Genomic DNA, 25,124 nt, shown 5'->3' on the forward strand with positions numbered 1-25,124 from the left:
CATCGATCTATGTAGGAGCTGCCGAAGGCTGCGATCTTTTGATTTTGCTGTAACCCATAAAAAACCCCCATCGATCACTCGATGGGGGTTTTTGTGCATCAACCGCCGTCAAATCAAACCTTGACGATCCAGCCCGCTGGCGCTTCGATGTCGCCGGTCTGCACACCCGTCAGCTCTTTATAAAGCTTCTGAGTCACTGGACCGACTTCTGTCTCACTGTGGAACACATGCAGATGATCGTTGTAGCTGATGCCACCAATCGGCGTGATCACCGCAGCGGTACCGCAAGCCCCGGCTTCCTTGAAGTCCGACAGTTTGTCGATCAGCACGTCGCCTTCAACCACTTCCAGGCCCAGACGCGATTTCGCCAGTTCGATCAGCGACAGGCGGGTGATGCCTGGCAGAACGGACGGCGAGTTCGGGGTGATGAACTTGTTGTCGTGGGTGATCCCGAAGAAGTTGGCCGAACCGACTTCTTCGATCTTGGTGTGGGTCATCGGGTCCAGGTAGATCGCGTCGGCGAAGTTGGCTTTCTTGGCTTTCGAGCCCGGCATCAGGCTGGCCGCGTAGTTGCCGCCGACTTTGGCTGCGCCGGTGCCTTGTGGGGCCGCGCGGTCGTAGCTGGAGATCTGGAAGTTGTGTGGGGTCAGGCCGCCCTTGAAGTAGGCGCCGACTGGAATGCAGAAGATCGAGAAGATGAACTCGGGTGCAGTGCGCACGCCGATGTTGTCACCGACGCCGATCACGAACGGACGCAGGTACAGCGCGCCACCGGTGCCGTATGGCGGGATGAAGCGCTCGTTGGCACGCACCACGGCTTTACAGGCTTCGATGAACTGCTCGGTGTCGACTGTCGGCATCAGCAGGCGCGCGCAGCTGCGTTGCATACGCAGGGCGTTCTGGTCCGGGCGGAACAGGTTGATCGAGCCGTCCTTGCAACGATAGGCCTTCATGCCTTCGAAGCACTGCTGGCCATAGTGAAGGGCAGTCGAGCCTTCGCTGATGTGCAGCACGTTGTCTTCGGTCAGGGTGCCTTTGTCCCACTCGCCATCGCGAAAGTACGACAGATAGCGCTTGTCGGTCTTGATGTAGTCAAAACCCAGCTTGTCCCAATTGATGCTTTCGTTACCCATGACACCCTCTATCACTGAACAACCGTCGAAACGGTTCAAGGCTTCTGACGTTTTTTGGATGGGCACAACAATACTTCATTCTTGAGCGGTTTCGCAGCCCGGACGATGGAGGGATGAGCAGATTTATTAGCCTGCTTATGAAAAATCCTCGTTCATCGCTGAAAAGATCGCAGCCTGCGGCAGCTCCTACAGAATCGGCGAACCCCTGTAGGAGCTGCCGAAGGCTCGGGCCGCGATCGGACGATCTTTTGATCTTTACAGGTGCAACGCATGCCCGAGAGCACGCAACGCCGCTTCCTGCACCGCTTCACCCAGCGTCGGATGCGCATGAATGGTGCCGCCGATGTCTTCCAGTCGCGCGCCCATTTCCAGGCTTTGCGCAAACGCGGTCGACAACTCGGAAACCCCCACGCCCACCGCCTGCCAACCGACAATCAGATGATTGTCCCGACGAGCGACCACGCGCACAAAGCCGCTTTTCGACTCTAGCGTCATCGCCCGGCCATTCGCCGCGAACGGGAAACTGGAAACGATGCAGTCCAGACCGGCAGCCTTGGCCTCGTCCGGGGTCTTGCCGACCACCACCAGTTCCGGATCGGTAAAGCACACCGCAGCAATCGCCGTAGGGCTGAATTCGCGGGTTTTGCCGCTGATCAACTCGGCAACCATTTCGCCTTGGGCCATGGCGCGGTGAGCGAGCATCGGTTCGCCGCTCAAATCACCGATGGCGTAAACGTTGCGCATGCTGGTCTGGCAGCGGCTGTCGATTTTGATCGCCGAACCGTTCATGTCCAGATTCAGTGCTTCGAGGTTCCAGCCCTGGGTATTCGGCTTACGACCCACGGCGACCAGCACCTGATCGGTTTCCAGGTTCAGCGTTTCGCCTTCAGGGTCGCGCACCTGCAACGTGCCGTCGAAACCCAGCACGCTGTGTTTCAGGTACAGCTTCACACCCAGTTGCTTCAACGCCTCGTGCACCGGCTGCGTCAGTTCAGCGTCGTAGGCCGGCAGGATGCGATCCTGCGCCTCGACCACGCTCACGTCAGCTCCGAGCTTGCGGTAAGCGATGCCCAATTCCAGCCCGATGTAACCACCGCCGACCACTACCAGACGTTTCGGCACGGATGTCGGCGCCAGCGCCTCGGTGGAGGAGATGACCGGCCCGCCAATCGGCAGGATCGGCAGATTGACGCTGGTCGAACCGGTCGCCAGCACCAGGTGCTCGCACTGAATACGCGTGTCGCCGACTTCGACAGTTTTGCCGTCGATGACTTTGGCCCAGCCATTGATGACCTGAACCTTGTTCTTCTTCAGCAGGGCAGCCACGCCAGTGGTCAGGCGATCAACGATGCCATCCTTCCACTCGACACTTTTAGTGATGTCGAGCGTCGGCGCGGAAACGCTGATGCCGAGCGCCGAATGCTGACTGTGATGCCGGGTCTGGTGAAACTGCTCAGCGACATGGATCAGCGCTTTCGACGGGATGCAGCCGATATTCAGGCACGTACCGCCCAGCGATTGGCCTTCGACCAGAATCGTCGCAATGCCCAGTTGCCCGGCGCGAATCGCCGTTACATAGCCGCCAGGGCCGCCGCCGATGATCAGCAGCGTAGTGTTCAGAGATTGCATGCGAGCCTTACTCCACAAACAAAGTGGCAGGTTGTTCGATCAAGCCGCGAATGGCCTGGATGAAGAGTGCCGCGTCCATGCCGTCGACCACGCGGTGATCGAACGAGCTGGAGAGGTTCATCATCTTGCGGATCACCACTTGGCCTTTGACGACCATCGGCCGTTCGACGATTTTGTTGACGCCGACGATGGCCACTTCCGGCAGGTTCAACACCGGGGTGCTGACGATACCGCCCAGCGCACCGAGGCTGGTGAGGGTGATGGTCGAGCCGGACAATTCGTCGCGGCTGGCCTTGCCATTGCGTGCGGCGTTGGCCAGGCGCGAGATTTCTATGGCGCTGTCCCACAGGCTGCGCGCCTCGGCGTGACGCACCACCGGCACCATCAGGCCGACATCGCTTTGCGTGGCGACGCCGACATGCACCGCGCCGAGTCGAGTGATGACCTGGGCTTCGTCGTCGTAACGGGCATTCATCTGCGGGAAGTCGCGCAGGGCGACGACCAAGGCGCGGACGAGGAACGGCAGCAAGGTCAACTTGCCACGGCTGGCACCGTGTTTTTCATTCAGGTGCGCACGCAGTTCTTCTATTGCGGTGACGTCGATTTCTTCGACATAACTGAAGTGCGCGGCACGTTGAGTCGCATCCTGCATGCGCTGGGCGATCTTGCGGCGCATGCCGATCACTTGAATCTGTTCTTCGTCGTTGCGCTGGGCGTAAGCGGCAGCAACTGGCGCCGAAGCGTTCGACTGACCTTGCGCCAAGTAGGCTTCAAGGTCTTCGTGCAACACCCGACCGGCCGGGCCGGAACCGCGCACCAGACGCAATTGAATGCCCAGATCCAGCGCATGTTTGCGCACGGCTGGCGAGGCGAGCGGGCGTTCGTCTGCATCGCGAGCAACCATCGGGCCTTGGCAAACGGCAGCCGGACGCGGGGCGGCTGGAGCAGGTTTGCTCTCAACAACGGCCTCAACTTTCGGCGCAACGGGTGCTTCTTTGACGGCAGCAGGCGCGGCCGATTCTTTCAGATTGCCGGCACCCTCAACCTCGATGCTGATCAGCACACTGCCAACCGCCATCACTTCCCCCGGCTGACCACCAAGTGCAATCACCTTGCCGTGTACCGGCGATGGAATATCAACCATCGCCTTGTCGGTCATCACATCCGCCAGCACCTGATCTTCAACGACCAGATCGCCGACCTTGACGTGCCACTGCGACAGTTCTACTTCTGCGATGCCTTCGCCGATGTCCGGCATCTTGATAACGTGCGTGCCCATTCAGACCTCCATGACCCGTTTCAACGCCGCGCCCACTCGGGACGGCCCTGGGAAATACGCCCACTCTTGCGCGTGCGGGTAGGGGGTGTCCCAACCGGTGACGCGTTCGATCGGCGCTTCCAGGTGATGGAAGCAATGCTCTTGCACCAGCGACACCAGTTCGGCGCCGAAACCGCAGGTGCGCGTGGCTTCGTGAACCACCACGCAACGGCCGGTTTTCTTCACCGACTTGACGATAGTTTCCAGGTCCAGCGGCCACAGGCTGCGCAGGTCGATGACTTCAGCGTCGACACCGGATTCTTCGGCAGCGACTTGCGAGACGTACACGGTGGTGCCGTAAGTCAGCACGGTCACGTCCTTGCCCGGACGAGTGATGGCGGCAACGTCCAGCGGTACGGTGTAGTAGCCGTCCGGAACCTGCGCATGCGGGTGTTTCGACCACGGCGTTACCGGACGGTCGTGGTGGCCGTCGAACGGGCCGTTGTACAGGCGTTTCGGCTCGAGGAAGATCACCGGATCATCGTTTTCGATGGAGGCGATCAGCAGGCCTTTGGCGTCATACGGGTTGGATGGCATCACGGTGCGCAAACCGCAGACCTGAGTGAACATCGCCTCGATGCTCTGGCTGTGCGTCTGGCCGCCGTAGATGCCGCCGCCGCAGGGCATGCGCAGGGTCATCGGTGCGGTGAACTCGCCAGCCGAGCGATAACGCAGGCGCGCCGCTTCGGAAATAATCTGGTCGGACGCCGGGTAAACGTAATCAGCGAATTGAATCTCGGCGACCGGACGCAAACCGTAGGCACCCATGCCGACGGCAACGCCGACGATACCGCTTTCCGAGATCGGCGCGTCGAATACCCGCGAAGCGCCGTATTTGGTTTGCAGGCCTTCGGTGCAACGGAACACGCCGCCGAAGTAGCCGACGTCCTGACCGAACACCACCACGTTATCGTCACGCTCAAGCATCACATCCATGGCCGAGCGCAGGGCCTGGATCATGGTCATGGTGGTCGTGGTCATGGCGGTTTCCAACTGAATATTGTTGTTGTGATCGTTCATGTCAGATCCCCAACTGCTGACGCTGGCGCTTCAAGTGCTCCGGCATCTCTTTGTAGACGTCTTCGAACATGGTCGCGGCGCTTGGAATCTGGCCGCCGGCGAGGGTGCCGTACTGTTCGGCCTGTTTCTGCGCGGCAATCACTTCGGCTTCGAGCTCGGCGCTGACGGCGGCGTGCTCTTCGTCCGACCAGTGGCCAACCTTGATCAGGTGCTGTTTGAGACGGGCAATCGGGTCGCCGAGCGGGAAGTGGCTCCAGTCATCGGCCGGGCGGTATTTCGATGGATCGTCGGAGGTCGAGTGCGGACCCGCGCGGTAGGTGACCCATTCGATCATGGTCGGGCCGAGGTTGCGGCGGGCGCGTTCGGCAGCCCAGGCAGAGGCCGCATACACAGCGTAGAAGTCGTTACCATCAACGCGCAGCGAGGCGATGCCACAACCGACGCCGCGTCCGGCGAAGGTGGTGGCTTCACCACCGGCGATCGCCTGGAAGGTCGAGATTGCCCACTGGTTGTTGACCACGTTGAGGATCACCGGCGCGCGGTAAACGTGAGCGAAGGTGAGGGCGGTGTGGAAGTCCGATTCGGCGGTGGCGCCATCACCGATCCACGCCGAGGCGATTTTGGTGTCGCCCTTGATCGCCGAAGCCATGCCCCAGCCGACCGCTTGAATGAACTGGGTCGCGAGGTTGCCGGAAATGGTGAAGAAACCCGCCTCTTTAACCGAGTACATGATCGGCAACTGGCGGCCCTTGAGCGGATCGCGCTCGTTGGACAGCAGTTGGCAGATCAGGTCGACCAGTGGCACTTCGCGGGCCATCAGAATGCTTTGCTGACGGTAGGTCGGAAAGCACATGTCGTCGATGTTCAGCGCCAACGCCTGAGCACTGCCAATGGCTTCTTCGCCAAGGCTTTGCATGTAGAACGACATCTTTTTCTGACGCTGGGCGACGACCATGCGGTTGTCGTAGATGCGTGTCTTGAGCATGGCGCGCATGCCTTTGCGCAGGATCTCGACCGGCACGTTTTCAGCCCATGGGCCGAGGGCGTTGCCCTGATCGTCGAGCACACGAATCAGCCCACGCGCCAGGTCGGCGGTGTCGGCAGGTTCGACGTCGATGGAAGGTTTGCGCACCGTACCGGCATCGGTCAGATGCAGGTAGGAAAAATCGGTTTTGCAGCCTGGACGGCCCGAGGGTTCAGGGACGTGCAGACGCAGCGGTTCATACGCTTGGGTCATGGCTTCTACGCTCGATCTTGTGAATTTCTTGTAGTGAGCTGGCAGTCATTCTTCGGTAGAAGAAATCTTGTCCTACAACAATCATAGGCCGGGCCAAGAAGAATATTTATCTCTGTTTCGTTGCGCTGGAGACGATTTGCAGATAGAAATTCTGCATAAACATAAAAAACAGGTGGTTTTGTCTCATGCGCAAACTGGATCGTACCGACATCGGCATTCTCAACAGCCTTCAAGAGAACGCGCGCATCACCAACGCCGACCTCGCACGCTCGGTCAACCTGTCGCCGACGCCGTGCTTCAACCGGGTCAAAGCGATGGAAGAATTAGGCCTGATTCGCGAGCAGGTGACGCTACTGGATGCCGACCTGCTGGGGCTGCACGTGAACGTGTTTATTCACGTCAGCCTAGAGAAACAGGTGGAGTTGGCGTTGCAGCATTTCGAGGAGGCGATTTCCGATCGCCCCGAGGTGATGGAGTGCTATCTGATGGCGGGCGATCCGGATTATCTGATCCGGGTGCTGGTGCCGACGATTCAGTCGTTGGAGCGCTTCATGATGGACTTTCTGACCAAAGTGCCGGGGGTGGCGAATATCCGCTCGAGTTTTGCGTTGAAGCAGGTGCGGTATAAGACGGCGCTGCCGCTGCCGGCGAATGGCTTGACCCTGGGGACGTGAAGATCAAAAGATCGCAGCCTTCGGCAGCTCCTACATGGGATGCGCATAATGCAGCCCGTGACGCTCTGCGTCACTTCCCGAAGCGGAACGCGGAGCGTCCCCGGGGGCATTCCCACGCAGAGCGTGGGAACGATCAATTTCTCCTGTAGGAGCTGCCGCAGACTGCGATCTTTTGACGTTAAAGCTTATTGATCGGGATCTTCAGATACACCACGCCATTGTCCTCAGCCGCCGGTAAATTCCCCGCCCGCACATTCACCTGAATCGCCGGCAGCAACAGCGTCGGCATACCCAGCCCGGCATCACGCTGCGTGCGCATCTCGACAAACGCCGCCTCATCAACCCCGTCATGCACATGAATGTTGCTTTTGCGCTGCTCGCCAACCGTGGTCTGGCACTGCGACTCGCGGCTTTCTGGCGGGTAATCGTGGCAAACGTAAAGCTTCACGCTCGCCGGGAAGGCCAACAATTTGTGGATCGAATTGAACAACTGATGGGCGTTGCCACCCGGGAAGTCGCAGCGCGCCGTGCCGACATCCGGCATGAACAGCGTGTCGCCGACCAGAATCTGCTCACCGTCGATCAAATAAGCCATGTCCGCCGGCGTGTGTCCGGGTACATGCAGCGCCGTAGCTTTGAGATTGCCGATGCTGAATGACTCGTTCGGCGCGAACAAGTGATCGAACTGCGAGCCGTCGACACAGAACTCCGGCTCCAGATTGAACAGCGCCTTGAACACGTTCTGCACTTTACTGATCGATTCACCAATGGCGATCTTGCCGCCCAGTTCGCGGCGCAGATACGGCGCGGCAGACAGGTGGTCGGCGTGGGCGTGGGTTTCCAGCAGCCATTGCACTTGCAGGTTGTGCGCGCGGACGAAGGCGATGATCTTGTCGGCCTGGGCGGTGCAGGTGCGCCCGGCGGCACCGTCGTAATCGAGCACTGGGTCGACGATTGCACATTGCCCGCCGTCGGCTTCATAGACCACATAGCTGTAGGTCGAGGAGGCGGGGTCGAGGAACGATTCAATCTGCGCGGGCATGGACACCAACCTGAATAAGGGAAATGGGTTGCAACACTTTATCTAAAAACATAATGTTCGCAGCTTAAGTGACGTTGAAGGCCTCGTGCAAATGCAATCCAGTCTGACCGAATGTGAAGTCGCCCAACTGCGTGCCTCGGCCTCCAAGGCGTGTGCGCTGCTCAAGGCGTTGGCCAATGAAGATCGCCTGTTGATTTTGTGTCAGCTGACTCAGGGCGAACGCAACGTTGGCGAACTGGAAACCATGACCGGCGTGCGTCAGCCAACGCTGTCCCAGCAACTGGGCATCTTGAGGGATGAGGGGCTGGTCGCGACCCGCCGTGAAGGCAAGTACATTTTCTACGGCCTCGCCAGTCACGAAGTGATTCAAGTGATGAAGACCCTGTCGGGGCTTTATTGCGGTGCCGTCCTCAAAAGCTGGGAACAGCCATAAATGCCAGCCTTCACACCGTCCCCCCTGTAGGAGTGAGCCTGCTCGCGATAGCGGTGGGTCAGCCAACATATTTATCGACTGATACACCGCTATCGCGAGCAGGCTCACTCCTACAATGGATCTGTGTGATGGCTGACGAAATCCTTGCGTGCAGCAAAAGGAACAAGCAATGAACGATCAACACTGGGGCCCATCCATCAGTGCAGACATCGTGGTCATCGGCGGCGGTACGGCCGGCATCGGCTTCGTCGCCAGCCTGCTCAAGCGTGATCCGCACCTGAACATCACGGTCATCGAACCAAGCGCCCACCATTACTATCAACCGGCGTGGACGCTGGTCGGCGGCGGCGCCTACGACGTGAAAGACACCGCAAGACCCATGGCCAAAGTGATGCCGCGTCAGGTCAACTGGCTGCAAGCCGCCGTCACCGGCATTGATCCCGACAAACGCCAACTCACCCTCAACGATCAACGCACAGTCAGCTACCAGAACCTGATCGTCTGCCCCGGCCTGCGTCTGGCCTGGGAGAAAATCGAGGGCTTGCAGGAAAGCCTCGGTCAGCATGGCGTCACCTCCAACTACAGCTACCAGCACGCGCAATACACCTGGGATCAGGTGCAGAAACTGCGCGGCGGCAAAGCGCTGTTCACTCAGCCGGCCATGCCGATCAAATGCGCCGGGGCCCCGCAAAAAGCCCTGTACCTGTCCTGCGATCACTGGCTCAAAAGCGGCGTACTGAACAACATCAACGTCGAATTCAATCTCGCCGGCGCCGCGCTGTTCGGCGTGGCGACGTTCGTCCCGCCACTGATGAAGTACATCGAAAAGTACCACGCACAACTGGCCTTCAACTCGAACCTGGTCAAGGTCGATGGCCCGGCGAAAACCGCGTGGTTCGAGATCAAGGACGCCGACGGCAACGTCACCCGCGAGGCGAAAACCTTCGATCTGCTCCACGTTGTGCCGCCGCAGGTCTCGCCGGATTTCATCGCACAAAGTCTGTTGGCCGACGCCGCCGGCTGGTGCGAAGTCAATCAGCACAGCTTGCAGCATCCGCGTTATCCCGAAGTGTTCGCCCTCGGCGATGTCTGCGGCACCAGCAACGCGAAAACCGCGGCGGCGGTGCGCAAGCAAGTCGTGGTGGTGGCGGAAAACCTCTTGGCCCTGCGCAAGCAACAACCGTTGCCGCTGAAGTACGACGGTTACGGTTCCTGCCCGCTGACGGTCGAGAAGGGCAAAGTGATCCTCGCCGAGTTCGGGTATGCCGGTAAGTTGCTGCCGACCTTTCCACTGGACCCGACCGTGGCGCGGCGTTCGGCGTGGTTGCTCAAGGCAACCTTGCTGCCGTGGTTCTACTGGAACGGCATGCTCAAGGGCCGTGAGTGGCTGACACGTGTGTCCAAGGTCGACTGAGAAAACCCTATGTTGCTGGCAAGTCTGTTTGGCGTGGTGATGGGGTTGGTCCTCGGCTTGACCGGGGCCGGTGGCGGCATTCTCGCGGTGCCGGCGTTGGTGCTGGGGCTTGGCTGGACGATGACGCAAGCGGCGCCAGTGGCCTTGTTTGCCGTCGGCAGTGCGGCGGCGGTTGGCGCTATCGACGGCTTGCGTCATGGCCTGGTGCGCTATCGCGCGGCGCTGTTGATTGCGGCGTTGGGTGCGGTGTTTTCGCCGTTGGGGATCTACTTCGCGCATCAGTTGCCGGAGAAGATCCTGATGATTCTGTTCAGCCTGCTGATGGTCATGGTGGCCTGGCGCATGCTGCGCCGCGAGCGCCAGCAGCAAGGGCCGAGCGATCACGGTCACGCCAGTTGGGGCCAGAAGAACTGCATGCTCAATGAAGAAACCGGGCGCTTTGACTGGACGGCCAAATGCACCGCGACCCTCGCCGCATTGGGCGCGATTACCGGAGTGGTTTCCGGGTTGCTCGGGGTCGGCGGCGGGTTTTTGATTGTGCCGGCGTTCAAGCAACTGACTGATGTGCAGATGCGCGGGATTGTCGCGACATCGTTGATGGTGATCAGCCTGATTTCGGCGATCGGGGTGATCGGCTCGTTTCACGCCGGGGTGCGGATTGACGAGCAGGGCGCGGCGTTTATCGTCGCCAGCGTTGTTGGCATGATCATCGGGCGCAAGCTGTGCGCACGAGTGCCGGCGCGGGCGTTACAGGTGGGGTTTGCCAGTGTGTGTCTGGTGGTGGCGGGATATATGTTGTTGCGTGCTTGAGTATTTGAAGATCAAAAGATCGCAGCCTCGTTTCACCCGACAGCTCCTACATGGAATGCGATTTCTGTAGGAGCTGCCGAAGGCTGCGATCTTTCAGGTTGTTACAACACCAAGTGCGGCAGCCACAGGGAAATGGCGGGAATGTAGGTGACCAGCATCAACACCAGAAACAGCACCGCGTAAAACGGCAGCAGCGCCTTTACCGTGCTCTCGATACTGACCTTGCCCACCGCCGAACCCACAAACAGCACCGCGCCCACCGGCGGCGTTATCAGCCCGATCCCCAGGTTCACCAGCATGATCATGCCGAACTGCACCGGATCGACACCGATGCCGAGAATCACCGGCATCAGGATTGGCGTGAGGATCAGGATCAGCGGCGCCATGTCCATCACCGTGCCGAGCAACAGCAGCATGACGTTGATGCACATCAGGATCACGTAGCGGTTGTCCGACAGGGTCAGGAACAGCGTGGTGATTTTCGCCGGGATCTGCATCAGGGTCATGATGTAGCCGAAGCTCGCGGCGAAACCGATCAGGATCATCACGATCGAAATCGTCCGTACCGTGCGGTGCATCAGCTTCGGCAGTTCGCTCCACTTGTAGTCGCGGTAGATGAACATGGTCACGAAGAACGCCCAGAGCACGGCAATCGCTGCCGACTCGGTCGCGGTAAAGATCCCCGAGAGAATCCCGCCGAGGATGATCACCATCGCCATCAGCCCCCACAGCGCTTCGCCGCAGATTTTCAGGGCTTCACGCAGCGGAATCACTTCGCCTTTCGGGTAGTCGCGTTTGCGCGCGAAGATCAGGCACAGCACCATCAGGCACGCGCTCATCAACAGGCCCGGAACCACGCCGGCCATGAACAGCGAGGCGATGGACACGGTGCCGCCGGCCGCCAGCGAATAGAGCACCGAGTTGTGGCTCGGCGGTGTCAGCAACGCCTGCACCGAACCGCTGACGGTCACTGCCGTGGAGAAATCGCGCGGATAGCCTTTGCGCTCCATCTCCGGGATCAGCACCGAACCCACCGACGCGGTGTCGGCCACCGACGAGCCGGAGATCGCACCGAAAAACGTCGAGGCCATGATGTTGACCAGTGACAGGCCGCCACGCACGAAACCCACCAGCACGCCGGCAAACGCCACCAGCCGCCGCGACATGCCGCCCTCGGCCATGATCGCCCCGGCCAGCACGAAGAACGGAATCGCCAGCAGCGAGAATTTGTTCACCCCGCCCGCGACCTGAATCATCAAGGCCTGAAACGGAATGTCGATCCACCACGCGCCAATCAGCGCCGACAGCCCGAGGGCGTAGGCGACGGGCATGCCCATCAGGATCAAAGCGATAAAACTGCCCAGCAGAATCAATGCGTCCATCAGGCAGCCCCTTCGCTTTCTTCAACCAGATCGAACCGCACAACCCGACGGTTGCTCTGGTCGCCAAACAACAGTTTTTCCAGAACGAACACCAGCGTCAGCGCGCCACCCACCGGGATCGGCATGTAGGTGATGCCCACGCGCAAGGTTGGCAGGGCGCTCATGAACTGGTTCCAGGTCGAGGCGCACAGCTTGGCACCCCAAATGGTCATGAACAGGCAGATCGTCGCCATCAATAGCTGCGAAACGATGCTCATGGTTCGGCGCAGGTTCGGTGGCAAACGGTCGGTGACCATCGCCACGGCCATGTGTGCACCAGCGCGATAACTGGCGGCGGCGCCGAGGAAGGTGAAGACCATCATCAGCAGGATCGCGGTCGGCTCCGGCCAGCTCGAACCGGTGCCGAGGGCGTAACGGGCGAACACGCCCCAGGGAATGATCAGGGCGATGGCGAGTACGGACAGGCCGGCGATCCAGATACAGGTCATGTAGAGAACATCGTTGAGGCGCAGCAGCGAATTCTTCATCGGGTTCCACCGTAACCGGGCAGCCGCCAACGTCGATGGACGCCAGCGCTGCCGGGCCTTTCATTGGGGGCTGGGAGGGTTACTGCACCGCTTCGATGCGCTTGATCAAATCGGCGTAAGGCGCGCCGTATTTCTCGCGAACCGAGGCGGTGGCCTCGTAGAAGGGTTTCTTGTCGACGGTGATGAATTCGACGCCGGCAGCCTTGAGTTTTTCTTCGCTGCTGGCGGATTTCGCATCCCACAGCGCGCGCTCTTCAAGTTGCGCAGCCTTGGCGGCCTTCTTCACCAGGGTCTGCTGGTCGGGGGTGAGTTTTTCCCAGGTGATTTTCGACATCACGATCGGCTCGGGCAGGATCAAGTGCCCGGTCAGACTGTAGAACTTGGCGTTCTGGAAGTGGTTGTGTTCAAGCAGGGTTGGCGGGTTGTTTTCCGCGCCGTCGATGACGCCGGTTTGCAAGGCGCTGAAGATTTCACCGGTGTCCATGGCAATGCCGTTACCGCCCATGGCGTTGATGGTTTCGATGAACATCGGGTTGCCCTGCACGCGGATTTTCATGCCCTTGAGGTCTTCGAGTTTGCGCACCGGTTTCTTGGTGTAGATGTTGCGCGTGCCGCCGTCCATCCAGGCCAGGGCCACCAGGCCGAATTCGGAATTGGTGATGCGGTCGAGAATCGCATCGCCGACTTCGCCATCGATGACCGCGCGCATGTGTGCCTGGTCGCGGAAGATGAATGGCATGTTGAACACGTTCACATCCGGCACTACCGGGCCGACGATGCCGAGGCTGACGCGGGTCATCTGGATCGCGCCGACCTGCGCCTGTTCGATGACTTCTTTTTCCGAGCCGAGCACACCGCCCGGGAAGTACTTGAAGGTGAGGTCGCCGTTGGTTTCCTTGGTCAGGGCCTTGCCCATGCTTTCTTCAGCAACCACGGTCGGATAACCGGCGGGGTGAATGTCGGCGAACTTGATTTCCAGCGCCTGGGCGGCGTTGGCGAGGGAGAAGGCGAGCGGTAAAGCGACGGCGAGCAAGGTGCGTTTGAAGTACATGGGGGTGAGTCTCCAGTCTTGTTATTTTTCTGTTCAAGGCGCAGCGGTGCAGGTGTTACAGGGAATCGTCAAACACGGGTTCGTGAAGGCCTTTGACCCCGGGGTTGAGGGCGAATACGCCGCCGGCCAGGGATTGCGGATCGTGGTCATCGCCGGGGCGAATCGAGGTGACGAAAAGGGTGTCCATCCGGCTGCCGCCGAAGGCACACATGGTCGGTTTTTTCACCGGCACGGCCAGCGAGAAGTCGAGCCGGCCATCCGGCGCGAAACGGTGGATGAGGCCGGCGTCGTTGGCGCAGATCCAGTAGAAACCTTCAGCGTCCACGGCGGCGCCATCGGGGCGGCCGGGGAAGTGGTTCATGTCGACGAAGATGCGGCGGTTCGACGGTGTGCCGGTATCGATGTCGTAATCGAACGCCCAGATCAATTGCACGTCGGGATGCGAATCGGACAGGTACAGGGTTTTACCGTCGGGGCTGAAGCCGAGGCCGTTGGGCACAATGAAGCCGTCTAGTTGCGCCTCGATCACGCCAGACGCTCCGGCGCCGTAGCGATAGAGCCGACCTTCGGGCGCGTTCAGACCCATGTTCAAGACCATGCTGCCGGCCCAGAAACGGCCCTGACGATCGCAGCGACCATCGTTGAGGCGCATGTCTTTGCGGCCGTGCTCGACGCTGGCGAGTCGCTCACTGTCGAGGCTGCCGTCGCTGTGCGGCTGTAGATGAAAGAACCCACTTTCCATGCCGGCGACCCAGCCGCCACGGCTGTGGCGAGCGATGCAGGCGAGCATCTCCGGGGTTTTCCAGGCGTGGACATGGCCGCTGTCGGCGCTCCAGCGTTGCAACCCGCCGTTGGCAATATCGACCCAGTACAGCGCGTTTTCCTGCGGCACCCACACCGGGCTTTCGCCCACGGCATTGCGGGCATCGACGATCAGTTCGGCTTGCATACTCATTCCTTTGTGTCGTTTCGCAGCGATCAGTCGCCGAACGGGCCCGCAGCGACAAACGCGCCGCCCTGATAGATCCGCGCCGGATCATCGGCGGCGGGCAGCGGCTGCGCCTCGACCTTTTCGCGGAACACTTCGGAGCTGTCCTTCGCTTCAAAACCGAGGTGGCTGGCGAAGCGGTTGTCCCACCACACGTCCTTGTTGTCGGACATGCCGTAGACAATGGTGTGGCCGACGTTGGGCGTGTACAGCGAGTGTTCGAGCAATTGCGTGAGGTCGTCGAAGCTCAGCCAGGTGTGCATCATTCGACGGTTTTGCGGCTCGGGGAACGAGGAGCCGATGCGAATGCTGACGGTCTCGATGCCGTAGCGATCGAAGTAGAAACTCGCCATGTCCTCGCCGTAGGACTTCGACAAGCCGTAGTAGCCGTCAGGGCGGCGGGCGGAGCTGGCGTCGAGCGGCTCGTCCTGTTTGTAGAAACCGATGACGTGATTGGAGCTGGCGAAGATCACCCGCTTCACGCCATGCCGACGCGCCGCTTCATAGATGTGGAAGACGCCGCAGATGTTGGCGCCGAGGATCTCTTCGAACGGCCGCTCAACAGAGACGCCGCCGAAATGCAGAATCGCGTCGACGCCTTCGACCAGTTGATGCACGGCGTGTTTGTCGGCCAGATCGCAGAGGACGATTTCTTCACGGTCATTGATGGCAGGGGTGAGGGCGGCAATGTCGGAAAGACGCAGGACATTGGCATAAGGGCGCAGGCGTTCGCGCAGAACTTTGCCCAGGCCACCGGCCGCGCCGGTCAGCAGCAGACGGTTGAACGGGGCGCGGGGAACAGAGGTAGACGTCATGGCAATCCCTTACACGTTTGTTATTAGGTTTGTTGTAGGTTGTCGTATGACTGCGCTGAAGTATCGGTAGGATTTCCGGAACTTGTCAACGCGACTTTCGGTGTAAATGACGGAAGGCCTAAATGGCAATTCGACCCCCCAATGGCTAATTTGCAATGCAATCCCCTGTAGGAGTGAGCCTGCTCGCGAAAGCGGTGTATCAGTCAGCACAATGGCGGCTGATGGACCGCTATCGCGAGCAGGCTCACTCCTACAGGGGGGTTGTGGTGTACTTACAACAACGAAATCGGATAACTGATAAAGATCCGGTTTTCATCAAACTCGTTGGTGCTGAAGTCCCGGCGGATCGTCGCGTTGCGCCATTTCACGTTGAGGTTTTTCAGCGGCCCGCTCTGCACGGTGTAGGCCAGCTCTGACTCACGCCCCCATTCCTTGCCGTCGGTGATGGTCCCGGTGTGCACGTTATCGCCGCTGATGTAACGGTTCATCATGGTCAACCCGGGGACGCCGAGGGCGACGAAGTTGTAGTCGTGGCGCAACTGCCAGGAGCGTTCCTTGGCGTTGTCATAACTGGCGTTGTAGCTGTCGTTGGCCAGGGTGCCGCCGCTGGTGCCGTTGACCCGCATCCAGGCGTCGTCGCCGCTGAGCTTTTGCAGGCCGACGTAGAAGGTGTTGCCGCCGTATTTGGCCGAGAGCATGGCGAACGCAGTCTTGTTGTCGAGGTCGCCGGCCTGGGCGCTGCCGTCTTCTTTACCGGTGAAGAATCCGAGGTTGGCGCCCAGCGTCCAGTCGCCAAGCGGCTGGCTATGGCTGAGGTTGAAATACTGCTGCTGATAGATGTCGCTGAGTTCGGCGTACCACACGCCGACCAGGGTGCGCTTGTCGTTGAAGGTGTATTCACCGCCACCGAAGTTGAAGCGATCCGAGGTGAACGCGCCGCGGCCGTTCATCGACATGTCTTCCATGCTCGCGTCGTTGCGTGGGCTGTTGCCGCGGAACTGGCCGCCGTAAACGGACAGGCCGTTGATTTCGGTGGAGGTGATCTGGCCGCCGCGAAAGGTCTGCGGCAGGGAACGGCCATCGTCGGATCGCAGGATCGGCAGCACCGGCATCCACTCGCCGACCTTCAATTCTGTCTTCGATACCTTGGCCTTCAACGCCACGCCCATGCGCCCGAAATTGTCGGCCGGGCGCCCGTCATCGTGAATCGGCAGCAGTTGAGTGCCGCCCGTACCCTTGCCGCCGTCGAGTTTCTGCGAGTACATGCCGAGGATGTCGAGACCGAAACCGAGGGTGCCTTGGGTGAAGCCGGATTTCGCGTCGAGGATGAAGTTCTGCGTCCACTCTTCAGCCTTGCCTTGCGGGTTGGCCGGGTTGACGAAGTTGCGATTGAAGTAGGCGTTGCGCAGGTTCAGCGTGGCTTTGCTGTCTTCAAGAAAACCTTCAGCCTCGGCGCTCATTGGCAGGGCGAGGGCGAGGCTGCTGCAGCCGATCAGGCCAAGGGTGGAACGCGGGCGAAGTGTGGAAAAGCGCGAAGGGCGGACGGAATTGCAGACGAGTGTGCTCACTGTGACGCTCCCTGTTACGTTTGTTGTTTTTATTATTCGTCATACGTCGTCGTACAACGCTGGTGCGGATATTTCCTACGTTTCCCGGGAATGTCAACCCTCGGTTGTACGATAACCCTGTAGGAGCTGCGGCACGCTGCGATCTTTTGATCTGGCTTTTTTAAAATCAAAAGATCGCAGCCACGTTTCACTCGACAGCTCCTACAGGGATTTGTGTTGTCCATGGGATGTGTGTTGCCGGTGAATTTGCGGCAAACTTCACTCACCTTCCGCACAAGGCCTTTCAATGGATCAATACGCCCCGCGCCACTGGCAGCCGCACGAGAAGCCCAGTCTGCCCGGTTCTCCCTCGACGCCGTTGCACTCCAACCCCAAGCGCCTGGCCTATGCGCTGGTCGGTGTGCTGGTGGCGGTGACCGGTGGTTTGGGCAACTCGCTGGTGGTCGCCAACCTGCCGTATCTGCAGGGCGCCCTCGGCGCGACCACCGCCGAAATGGCCTGGCTGCCGGCCGCGTACGTGATGACCAACGTGTCGATGAACCTGCTGCTGGTGAAGTTTCGTCAGCAGTTCGGTTTGCGCGCGTTCACCGAAGTGTTCCTGGTGCTGTATGCGCTGGTGACCTTCGGCCACTTGTTCGTCAACGACCTCAATTCGGCGGTGGCGGTACGTGCGGCGCACGGCATGGTCGGTGCTGCGCTCAGCTCTCTGGGCCTGTATTACATGGTCCAGGCGTTCCCGGCGAAGTGGCGAATGAAGGCGCTGGTGCTTGGTCTCGGCACCTCGCAATTGGCCTTGCCGCTGGCGCGACTGTTCTCCGAAGACTTGCTGCAAATCGCCGAATGGCGCGGCCTGTACCTGTTCGAATTGGGCATGGCGCTGCTGTCATTGGGCTGCGTATTGATGCTCAAGTTGCCGCCGGGCGACCGCTTTAAAACCTTCGAAAAACTCGACTTTCTCACCTTCGCCATTCTCGCTAGCGGCGTGGCATTGCTGTGTGCGGTGCTGTCGTTGGGGCGCATCGATTGGTGGCTGGAGGCCGACTGGATCGGCGTTGCGCTGGCGTCGTCCATCGTGCTGATTCTCGCCGGCCTGGCCATCGAACATAATCGCAGCAACCCGATGCTGATGACCCGTTGGCTTGGCAGCGGGACGATGATCCGTCTGGCGCTGGCGGTGACCCTGATTCGTATGGTCACCTCGGAGCAGTCCACTGGTGCGGTCGGATTCATGCAGAACCTCAACATGGGCTATGAGCAGTTGCACAGCCTGTACGTGGTGATGCTCATCGGCAGCGTCGCGGGGTTGTTGACCAGCGCGCTGACGATCGACCCCAAGCACCTGCTGATGCCGTTGATCATCTCGCTGGGTCTGATGGCCACCGGGGCGGTGATGGACAGTTTTTCCAACAACCTGACCCGCCCGGAAAACCTCTATTTCAGTCAGTTCCTGTTGGCCTTCGGCAGCACGTTTTTCCTCGGCCCGACCATGGTCCTCGGCACACGCAACGTGCTGACCAATCCGCGCAACCTGGTGAGTTTTTCCGTGCTGTTCGGGATCTGCAATAACCTCGGCGGTCTGCTTGGCGCGGCGCTTCTGGGCACCTTCCAGATCGTCCGGGAGAAGTTTCATTCCAGTCACATCGTTGAGCACCTGACGCTGTCTGACCCTTTGGTGGCGGCGCGCGTGCAAAGCGGCGGCTCGGCGTATGGCCCGTTGCTGGCCGACCCGAGCCTGCGCAACCTTGCGGGTATTCGCAGCCTGTCCAACGCCGCCACTCGTGAGGCCAACGTGCTGGCCTATAACGACGTGTTCATGCTGATCGCCGTGATTGCGGTGTTGACCATGATCTGGCTGTCCATTCGTGCGCTGTGGCTGATGAGTACCACCAAAGCCGTCGCCCCTGCGCCATCCACCCCTTCGAGCGGTGCCATTTCTTCATGACCGAACCGACCACCACAACCACCAATGCCATTGCCGCCACGCCTGAAGGTGTGGCGCCGCCGTCATCGCCGAACACCGAGCCACGCTCGCTGCGGGTGCGGGTCATCTCTTCAATGGGCTTTGCCGCGATTGCCATCGTGGGCGTGTTGATCGTGCTCTATGCCTGGCAATTGCCGCCGTTCAGCAGCGCGGTCGAGACCACCGAAAATGCGTTGATTCGCGGGCAGGTGACGATCATCGGCCCGCAGCTCGCCGGTTATGTTTTCGAAGTTCCGGTGCAGGATTTCCAGTACGTGAAGGCCGGCGATTTGCTGGTGCGCCTCGACGACCGTATCTACCAGCAACGCCTCGACCAGTCGCTGGCGCAACTGGCGGTGCAGAAGGCCGCATTGGCCAACGTCGTGCAGCAACGCAATAGCGCCGAAGCAACCATCAAGTTGCGTCAAGCGGTGCAGGCTGACAGCGAAGCACAGTTGCGCAAAAGCGAGGTGGATCTGCGCCGCAACAAGGAATTGGTCAGCGACGGTTCGGTATCCAAGCGTGAGATGGACGTGGCGCTGGCGGCCAATGCGCAAAGCGTCGCAGCGGTGGCGCAGGCCAAGGCCAATCTGGAAATCGCCCGCCAGGATCTGCAAACGGTGATCGTCAATCGCGGCTCGCTGGAAGCGGCGGTGGCCAGCGCCGAAGCGGCGGTGCAACTGGCGCGGATCGACCTGTCGAACACGCGCATCGTCGCGCCACGTGACGGCCAGCTCGGGCAGATCGGCGTGCGCCTCGGCGCTTACGTCAACTCCGGGGCGCAGTTGATGGCGTTGGTGCCGAACCAGAAATGGGTGATCGCCAACATGAAGGAAACCCAGATGGACAACGTGCGGGTCGGGCAACCGGTGCGCTTCACCGTGGATGCGTTGAACCACCGTAAATTCACCGGGCACGTGCAGCATATTTCGCCGGGGACGGGGTCGGAATTTGCTCTGTTGCAGGCGGATAACGCCACGGGCAACTTTGTGAAGATTGCCCAGCGGGTGCCGGTGCGGATTACGATTGATGCGGATCAACAGGAAGAGGAACGCTTGCGGCCGGGGATGTCGGTGGTGGTCAGCATCGACACTGCAGCGGGTGACACGCAGCACCATTAAGATCAAAAGATCGCAGCCTTCGGCAGCTCCTACATGGATAATCTGTAGGAGCTGCCGAAGGCTGCGATCTTTTGATTTTCAGGTTGTAATCATCGGGGGCAGGGTGCCGAGCAGGGAGACGGCGGCGACGGCGCCAATCCCGAGCAACCACTCCAGCATCACGCTGCGTCGCAGGGTGCCCATTCGCTGTTCACAATCTTCCATACGCAAACGGTTGAAAAGCGCCAGACCGAGCATGGCCACAACCAGCAGCGCCTTGATCATCAGAATCAAGGCAAACCCGCTGAACAGCGGCGTCGGCCACCACTGACCGGTCAGCACGCGCACGTTGATCAGCCCGGTGATCAGCAGTCCCGCGACCAACGTATAACCCACGCCACTGAAGCGCCGCAGAACCACCGGCACAGGTTCCGTTGGCTGACGCAAAATCATCACCAGCAACAACAACCCGCCCAACCACGCGGCCACGCAGGTCAGATGAACGATCTGGTTGAGAATCAGCAGTTGCCCGCTCAAACCATCGAGCATCGCGCCATGCCCGACCGGGGCCAGCGTCACCAACAGCAAGCCACTCAAACCCAACCGCAGCGGCATGCTTGAGCGCCACGGCGTAAACAGCAACGCCAACAGCACGGCATTGATCAACAGATGCCAGCGCCAAACCTGACCAAAAAACGTATTGCCCAGCACCAACGCAACCGTGTCTGGATCGAACGCGGCAGCAGCAGAACCAGCCATGCTCGCGGTAATCAACAGCGCCCAGGCAATCCCGCTGACCAATGCAATCGCGGTCAGCCAGCGCGCCAATCGCGCCAGGTGCCGGTCCACTTGCAGCGCTTCATCCTTGAGCAGCAACGGCCTGAACAGCCAGGCCCCGAACAGCATCAACACCACGATGAAATGCACAAAGCGGCACAGCACCAGCGCTTCACCCATGAATTACTGGCCCACTTTGAACTGGTAGGCGCCTTCGCTTTTGTGCGTGTCGACCGACACCGCGTGCCATTCGACTTTGTATTCGCCGGCGGTCAGCGGTGCGGCGGGGGTGACGATCAGGGTTTTCTTGTCGCCTTCGGTGGTCAGCGCTTTGACAGCGACCGGCGCGCCGTCCTTCGTCACGGTGACTTTGGTGAAACTGGCTTCGACGCCTTCGGAGAAGGTCAGGCGCAAATCGGTTGGAGCAGCGACGGTGCTGTCGGCGGCCGGGGTCTGGCTTTTCAGGTGGGCGTGGGCAAATACCGAAGATGCGGCGAATAGCGAGGCGAGCAGGGCAGTGGTGGTCATGACGTTCTTGAACAGCATCGCGGATACCTCTGAGGCAGGATCGAAAACGTCAGTTTAGCCATCCGCTCGCGGCGATACGAAGTTTTGTTTGCAGCGGTCGCCCGCGCACCAGAGCGGATGCTAGTCTTGGGCAACGTTGTTGTCAGGGAGCCCACATGGGCAATCACAAGATCGAGATTCGTCGCAGTAACGTCGAAAAAATCCTCTTGGCGGCGGAAAAAGTCTTCGCCGAAAAAGGTTTCGGCAGCACCGCCATGGCTGACATCGCCGCCGAAGTGCAACTGCCGCGTTCCAACCTGCATTACTACTTCTCAACCAAAAGCGAGCTGTACAGCGCGGTGCTGTTCGACCTGCTGGAAGTGTGGAAACAGGACGCGCTGTGCTTCGAGATGTTCGATGACCCGCGCGTGGTGCTCAGCAGTTACATCCGCGCCAAGATGAACCACTCGCGCAGCCGGCCTTATGGCTCGAAGGTCTGGGCCAACGAAATCATCCACGGCGCGCCGACGCTGGGCGAGGCGCTGGATGTCAGCCTGTATGACTGGGCGAAAATGAAGGAGGCGAAGATTCGCCAGTGGGTCGAGGACAAGCGGATTTTGCCGGTGGAGCCTTCGAGCCTGCTGTACATGATCTGGGCGTCGACGCAGCATTACGCCGATTTTGATCATCAGGTGAATATCCTCAACGAGCATCAGCCGCTGTCGGACATGCAGTTCGAGCGGGCGGTGCAGACGGTGACGAGTGTGATATTGCGCGGGATCGGCCTGGAACCCTAAGTCAAAAGATCGCAGCCTGCGGCAGCTCCTACATGATCGTTCCCACGCTCTGCGTGGGAATGCCTCTAAGGACGCTCCGCGTTCCAATGGGACGCCGATCGTCCCGGGCTGCATTCCCACGCAAAGCGTGGGAACGATCAGTCAAACCGCAACATGGTAGGGATTGCGCGGATCATGATTCCAGTCCAGAAACGGCTTGCCCGTTTCCATCGGCACCATCTCGATGCAGTCCGCCACCGGGCAGGTGATCTGGCACAGGTTGCAGCCCACACACTCGTCATCGATCACTTCATATTTATGCGTGCCGTCCGCCTGCTTCAAACTGCCGATCGCCTGATGTGAAGTGTCCTCGCAAGCAATGTGGCAGCGCCCGCAACCGATGCACGCCGCCTGGTCAATCTTGGCGATCACCTGATAGTTGATGTCGAGGTACTTCCAGTCGGTGGTGTTGCCCACCGCACGCCCGGAAAACTCACTGATGCTGGCGTAACCCTGACTGTCCATCCACCGCGACAGGCCATCCTTCATCTCCTCGACAATGCGGAAACCATGCAGCATCGCCGCCGTGCACACCTGCACGGCGCCGCTGCCCAACGCCATGAATTCCGCCGCGTCGCGCCAACTGCCGATGCCGCCAATGCCGCAGATCGGCAAGCCCTGGGTCTGCGGATCGCGGGCAATCTCGGCGACCATGTTCAGCGCAATCGGCTTCACCGCCGAGCCGCAATAACCGCCATGCGTGCTTTTGCTGCCGACGGTGGGCAGGGCGACCATGTGCTCCAGATCGACACTGGTGATCGAGTTGATCGTATTGATCAGCGACACCGCATCAGCGCCACCGCGATGGGCGGCGCGGGCGGCAACGCGGATGTCGGTGATGTTCGGCGTCAGTTTGACGATCACCGGCAGCGAGCAATAAGTCTTGCACCAGCGCGTCACCTGCTCGACGTACTCCGGCACCTGACCGACCGCCGCGCCCATGCCGCGCTCGGGCATGCCATGCGGGCAACCGAAATTCAGTTCGATACCGTCAGCGCCAGTGGCTTCCACCAGCGGCAGAATGTGTTTCCACGATTCCTCAACGCACGGCACCATCAGCGAGACGATGATTGCGCGATCCGGCCAGTCCTTCTTCACCTGAGTGATTTCGCGCAGGTTGATTTCCAGCGAGCGGTCGGTGATCAGCTCGATGTTGTTGATACCGAGCACTTCACGGTTGTTGCCGTAGTGCGCTGAGTAACGCGACGAAACGTTGACCGCCGCCGGGTCTTCACCGAGGGTTTTCCAGACCACGCCGCCCCAGCCCGCTTCGAAAGCGCGGACGACGTTGTAGGCCTTGTCGGTGGGCGGCGCGGAGGCCAGCCAGAACGGATTCGGGGCTTTGATGCCGGCGAAGACAATCGAGAGATCGGCCATTTACGCAGCCTCCACGTTGAGCATCAGTTGCGCGTTGATCGCCTCGGCGGCGAGTTTGCCGTGCTGCACAGCTTGCACGGTGAGGTCTTGGTCGAGGCTGGTGCAGTCGCCGCCGGCATACACGCCGGGAATGCTGGTGCGCAGGTTTTCGTCGACCTGAATGCGTTCACCCTGGCGCTTGAGTTCACGGGCGAGCGGGTCGGCGAGGGCGCTGCTGTCGAAGGACTGGCCGATGGCTTTGAAGATTGCGTCGGCGGCCAGTTCGAAGGTTTCACCGGTGGTTTGCAGGCGTCCTTCGACCAGATCGGTGCGAGCGAAACGCATGCCGCGCACGTGGCCCTGATCGTCGAGCAATACTTCTTGCGGTTGTGCCCACGTCAGCAGGCGTACCTGATTGGCTTTGGCGATGTCTTGTTCGTGGCCAGTGGCGCCCATGTCCGCCGCGCCTCGGCGATACACCAGATTGACATCGCGAGCACCGAGACGGGCCATTTGCACGGCCATGTCGATCGCCGTGTTGCCGGCGCCGAGGACGATGCAGCGTTCTGCCAGTGGCAATTGCGTGAGGTCATCGGCCTGGCGCAGTTCGCGGATGTAATCGGTGGCGGCGAGCAGGCCCGGCGCCTCTTCGTGGGCCAGGCCGAGTTGCTTGCTGGCGTTCAGGCCGAGGCCAAGAAACACCGCGTCGAACTGTTGATGCAGTTCGCTGAGGGTCAGGTTCTCGCCAAGCTTCTGCCCGTGGCGAATTTCGATGCCGCCGATTTGCAGGAGGAAATCCAGTTCCTTCTGCGCGTAATCGTCGACCAGTTTGTACTTGGCGATCCCGTACTCGTTGAGCCCGCCAGCCTTCTCCCGCGCCTCGAAAATCACCACGTCATGACCGTGCATGGCGCTGCGGTGCGCACAGGACAAACCGGCAGGACCGGCACCGACCACGGCAATGCGTTTACCGCTGGCGGCGGCACGCTGGAACGGGTGCTCGGTGAAGTGTGCGTTGTCGACGGCGTAGCGTTGCAGCAGACCGATCAGCACTGGCGCACATTCGTGGGCGTTGTTGCGCACGCAGGCTTGCTGGCAAAGAATTTCAGTCGGGCAGACCCGCGCGCAACTGCCGCCGAGGATGTTTGCCGAAAGGATTTTCTGCGCGGCACCGGGCACGTTGTCCTGATGGACATTGCGGATGAACGAAGGGATGTCGATCTCGCTCGGGCACGCATTCACGCACGGCGCGTCGTAGCAATACAGGCAGCGCGAGGCTTCCAGATGCGCCTGACGGTCATTGAGCGGTGGCGCCAGATCAGTGAAATGGCCGGCGAGGGCGGCCGCACTTTCGTGCGGGTGGGGGAGATGGTTCAGGGTCTCGATCACGGTTTTTTGCCTCACAGTAACTGCCTCTATCGGGCATTGGCCAAATCCCCTGTGTAGGAGCTGCCGAAGGCTGCGATCTGTTGATCTTGATCTAAAAAACAAGATCAAAAGATCGCAGCCTTCGGCAGCTCCTACAGGGGGAATGCATTGCAAATGTG

General features: G+C 60.3%; 23 protein-coding genes. 7 read left to right on the forward strand and 16 right to left on the reverse strand.

Annotation, left to right across the window (positions count from 1 at the left end; translation table 11 throughout):
• Positions 1-113: 113 nt before the first annotated feature.
• From ACZZ0B_RS08480 to ACZZ0B_RS08500, 5 genes are all read right to left on the reverse strand, one after another.
• Entirely contained in the window at positions 114-1,133 is a 1,020-nt protein-coding gene (locus ACZZ0B_RS08480) for a branched-chain amino acid aminotransferase (RefSeq protein WP_008086978.1), read from the reverse strand.
• Positions 1,134-1,388: 255 nt separating this feature from the next.
• Positions 1,389-2,762, reverse strand: a complete 1,374-nt coding sequence (gene lpdA, locus ACZZ0B_RS08485) for a dihydrolipoyl dehydrogenase (RefSeq protein ID WP_463544851.1) — start codon at positions 2,760-2,762, stop codon at positions 1,389-1,391.
• A gap of 7 nt (positions 2,763-2,769) precedes the next feature.
• Positions 2,770-4,041: a dihydrolipoamide acetyltransferase family protein gene (locus ACZZ0B_RS08490; RefSeq protein WP_463544852.1), complete on the reverse strand. Its 1,272-nt coding sequence runs from the start codon at positions 4,039-4,041 to the stop codon at positions 2,770-2,772.
• Positions 4,042-5,100 (reverse strand): alpha-ketoacid dehydrogenase subunit beta, encoded by a 1,059-nt coding sequence (locus ACZZ0B_RS08495; protein ID WP_463544853.1) that lies wholly within the window; start codon positions 5,098-5,100, stop codon positions 4,042-4,044. It abuts the gene before it with no gap.
• Between the two features lies 1 nt (position 5,101).
• Positions 5,102-6,337, reverse strand: coding sequence for a 3-methyl-2-oxobutanoate dehydrogenase (2-methylpropanoyl-transferring) subunit alpha (locus ACZZ0B_RS08500; protein ID WP_007915086.1), 1,236 nt, complete (start codon positions 6,335-6,337; stop codon positions 5,102-5,104).
• 185 nt (positions 6,338-6,522) lie between these two features.
• Between ACZZ0B_RS08500 and bkdR the strand changes: the two genes are divergently transcribed.
• Positions 6,523-7,011, forward strand: coding sequence for a Bkd operon transcriptional regulator BkdR (bkdR, locus tag ACZZ0B_RS08505; RefSeq protein WP_158830817.1), 489 nt, complete (start codon positions 6,523-6,525; stop codon positions 7,009-7,011).
• Positions 7,012-7,189: 178 nt separating this feature from the next.
• Here the strand turns inward: bkdR and ACZZ0B_RS08510 are convergent, their stop codons facing one another.
• Entirely contained in the window at positions 7,190-8,053 is an 864-nt protein-coding gene (locus tag ACZZ0B_RS08510; protein ID WP_463544854.1) for an MBL fold metallo-hydrolase, read from the reverse strand.
• A gap of 91 nt (positions 8,054-8,144) precedes the next feature.
• Between ACZZ0B_RS08510 and ACZZ0B_RS08515 the strand changes: the two genes are divergently transcribed.
• The 3 genes from ACZZ0B_RS08515 (at position 8,145) to ACZZ0B_RS08525 (ending at position 10,710) form a co-directional block, all read left to right on the forward strand.
• Positions 8,145-8,486 (forward strand): ArsR/SmtB family transcription factor, encoded by a 342-nt coding sequence (locus ACZZ0B_RS08515; protein ID WP_008086967.1) that lies wholly within the window; start codon positions 8,145-8,147, stop codon positions 8,484-8,486.
• A gap of 169 nt (positions 8,487-8,655) precedes the next feature.
• The gene (locus tag ACZZ0B_RS08520) at positions 8,656-9,900 is read left to right on the forward strand and encodes an NAD(P)/FAD-dependent oxidoreductase (protein WP_463544855.1); all 1,245 of its coding nucleotides are present in this window, start codon (positions 8,656-8,658) and stop codon (positions 9,898-9,900) included.
• A gap of 9 nt (positions 9,901-9,909) precedes the next feature.
• The gene (locus ACZZ0B_RS08525) at positions 9,910-10,710 is read left to right on the forward strand and encodes a sulfite exporter TauE/SafE family protein (protein WP_463544856.1); all 801 of its coding nucleotides are present in this window, start codon (positions 9,910-9,912) and stop codon (positions 10,708-10,710) included.
• Positions 10,711-10,811: 101 nt separating this feature from the next.
• Here ACZZ0B_RS08525 and ACZZ0B_RS08530 read toward each other — a convergent pair whose 3' ends face one another.
• From ACZZ0B_RS08530 to ACZZ0B_RS08555, 6 genes are all read right to left on the reverse strand, one after another.
• Positions 10,812-12,092, reverse strand: a complete 1,281-nt coding sequence (locus tag ACZZ0B_RS08530) for a TRAP transporter large permease (protein WP_008087212.1) — start codon at positions 12,090-12,092, stop codon at positions 10,812-10,814.
• Positions 12,092-12,619, reverse strand: coding sequence for a TRAP transporter small permease (locus ACZZ0B_RS08535; protein WP_008087213.1), 528 nt, complete (start codon positions 12,617-12,619; stop codon positions 12,092-12,094). Before ACZZ0B_RS08535 ends, ACZZ0B_RS08530 begins: the two co-directional genes overlap by 1 nt.
• Before the next feature lie 79 nt (positions 12,620-12,698).
• On the reverse strand, positions 12,699-13,670 hold the full coding sequence (locus ACZZ0B_RS08540) for a TRAP transporter substrate-binding protein (protein ID WP_008087215.1): 972 nt from the start codon (positions 13,668-13,670) through the stop codon (positions 12,699-12,701).
• Positions 13,671-13,725: 55 nt separating this feature from the next.
• Positions 13,726-14,619 carry an SMP-30/gluconolactonase/LRE family protein gene (locus tag ACZZ0B_RS08545; protein WP_463544857.1) on the reverse strand — a complete coding sequence of 298 codons (894 nt, stop codon included), beginning with the start codon at positions 14,617-14,619 and terminating at the stop codon, positions 13,726-13,728.
• A 29-nt stretch (positions 14,620-14,648) separates the two neighbouring features.
• Positions 14,649-15,473: an NAD-dependent epimerase/dehydratase family protein gene (locus ACZZ0B_RS08550; RefSeq protein WP_463544858.1), complete on the reverse strand. Its 825-nt coding sequence runs from the start codon at positions 15,471-15,473 to the stop codon at positions 14,649-14,651.
• Positions 15,474-15,745: 272 nt separating this feature from the next.
• Entirely contained in the window at positions 15,746-17,041 is a 1,296-nt protein-coding gene (locus tag ACZZ0B_RS08555) for an OprD family porin (protein WP_463544859.1), read from the reverse strand.
• A gap of 286 nt (positions 17,042-17,327) precedes the next feature.
• Here ACZZ0B_RS08555 and ACZZ0B_RS08560 point away from each other — a divergent pair, with 286 nt between their 5' ends.
• Entirely contained in the window at positions 17,328-18,983 is a 1,656-nt protein-coding gene (locus ACZZ0B_RS08560; RefSeq protein WP_440095551.1) for an MFS transporter, read from the forward strand.
• Positions 18,980-20,122: an HlyD family secretion protein gene (locus tag ACZZ0B_RS08565; RefSeq protein WP_463544860.1), complete on the forward strand. Its 1,143-nt coding sequence runs from the start codon at positions 18,980-18,982 to the stop codon at positions 20,120-20,122. Before ACZZ0B_RS08560 ends, ACZZ0B_RS08565 begins: the two co-directional genes overlap by 4 nt.
• A gap of 78 nt (positions 20,123-20,200) precedes the next feature.
• Here ACZZ0B_RS08565 and copD read toward each other — a convergent pair whose 3' ends face one another.
• Entirely contained in the window at positions 20,201-21,058 is an 858-nt protein-coding gene (gene copD / locus ACZZ0B_RS08570) for a copper homeostasis membrane protein CopD (protein ID WP_463544861.1), read from the reverse strand.
• A 3-nt stretch (positions 21,059-21,061) separates the two neighbouring features.
• Positions 21,062-21,424, reverse strand: a complete 363-nt coding sequence (gene copC, locus ACZZ0B_RS08575; protein WP_463544862.1) for a copper homeostasis periplasmic binding protein CopC — start codon at positions 21,422-21,424, stop codon at positions 21,062-21,064.
• A 137-nt stretch (positions 21,425-21,561) separates the two neighbouring features.
• Here copC and ACZZ0B_RS08580 point away from each other — a divergent pair, with 137 nt between their 5' ends.
• Positions 21,562-22,182: a TetR/AcrR family transcriptional regulator gene (locus tag ACZZ0B_RS08580; protein WP_008081940.1), complete on the forward strand. Its 621-nt coding sequence runs from the start codon at positions 21,562-21,564 to the stop codon at positions 22,180-22,182.
• Positions 22,183-22,323: 141 nt separating this feature from the next.
• On the opposite strand, the gene preA is transcribed toward ACZZ0B_RS08580, so the two are convergent.
• Positions 22,324-23,598: an NAD-dependent dihydropyrimidine dehydrogenase subunit PreA gene (gene preA / locus ACZZ0B_RS08585; RefSeq protein WP_008081943.1), complete on the reverse strand. Its 1,275-nt coding sequence runs from the start codon at positions 23,596-23,598 to the stop codon at positions 22,324-22,326.
• Positions 23,599-24,966 carry an NAD(P)-dependent oxidoreductase gene (locus tag ACZZ0B_RS08590; protein WP_463544863.1) on the reverse strand — a complete coding sequence of 456 codons (1,368 nt, stop codon included), beginning with the start codon at positions 24,964-24,966 and terminating at the stop codon, positions 23,599-23,601.
• Between the last annotated feature and the right edge of the window lie 158 nt (positions 24,967-25,124).

The organism is Pseudomonas sp. AC247 (genome assembly GCF_979258015.1).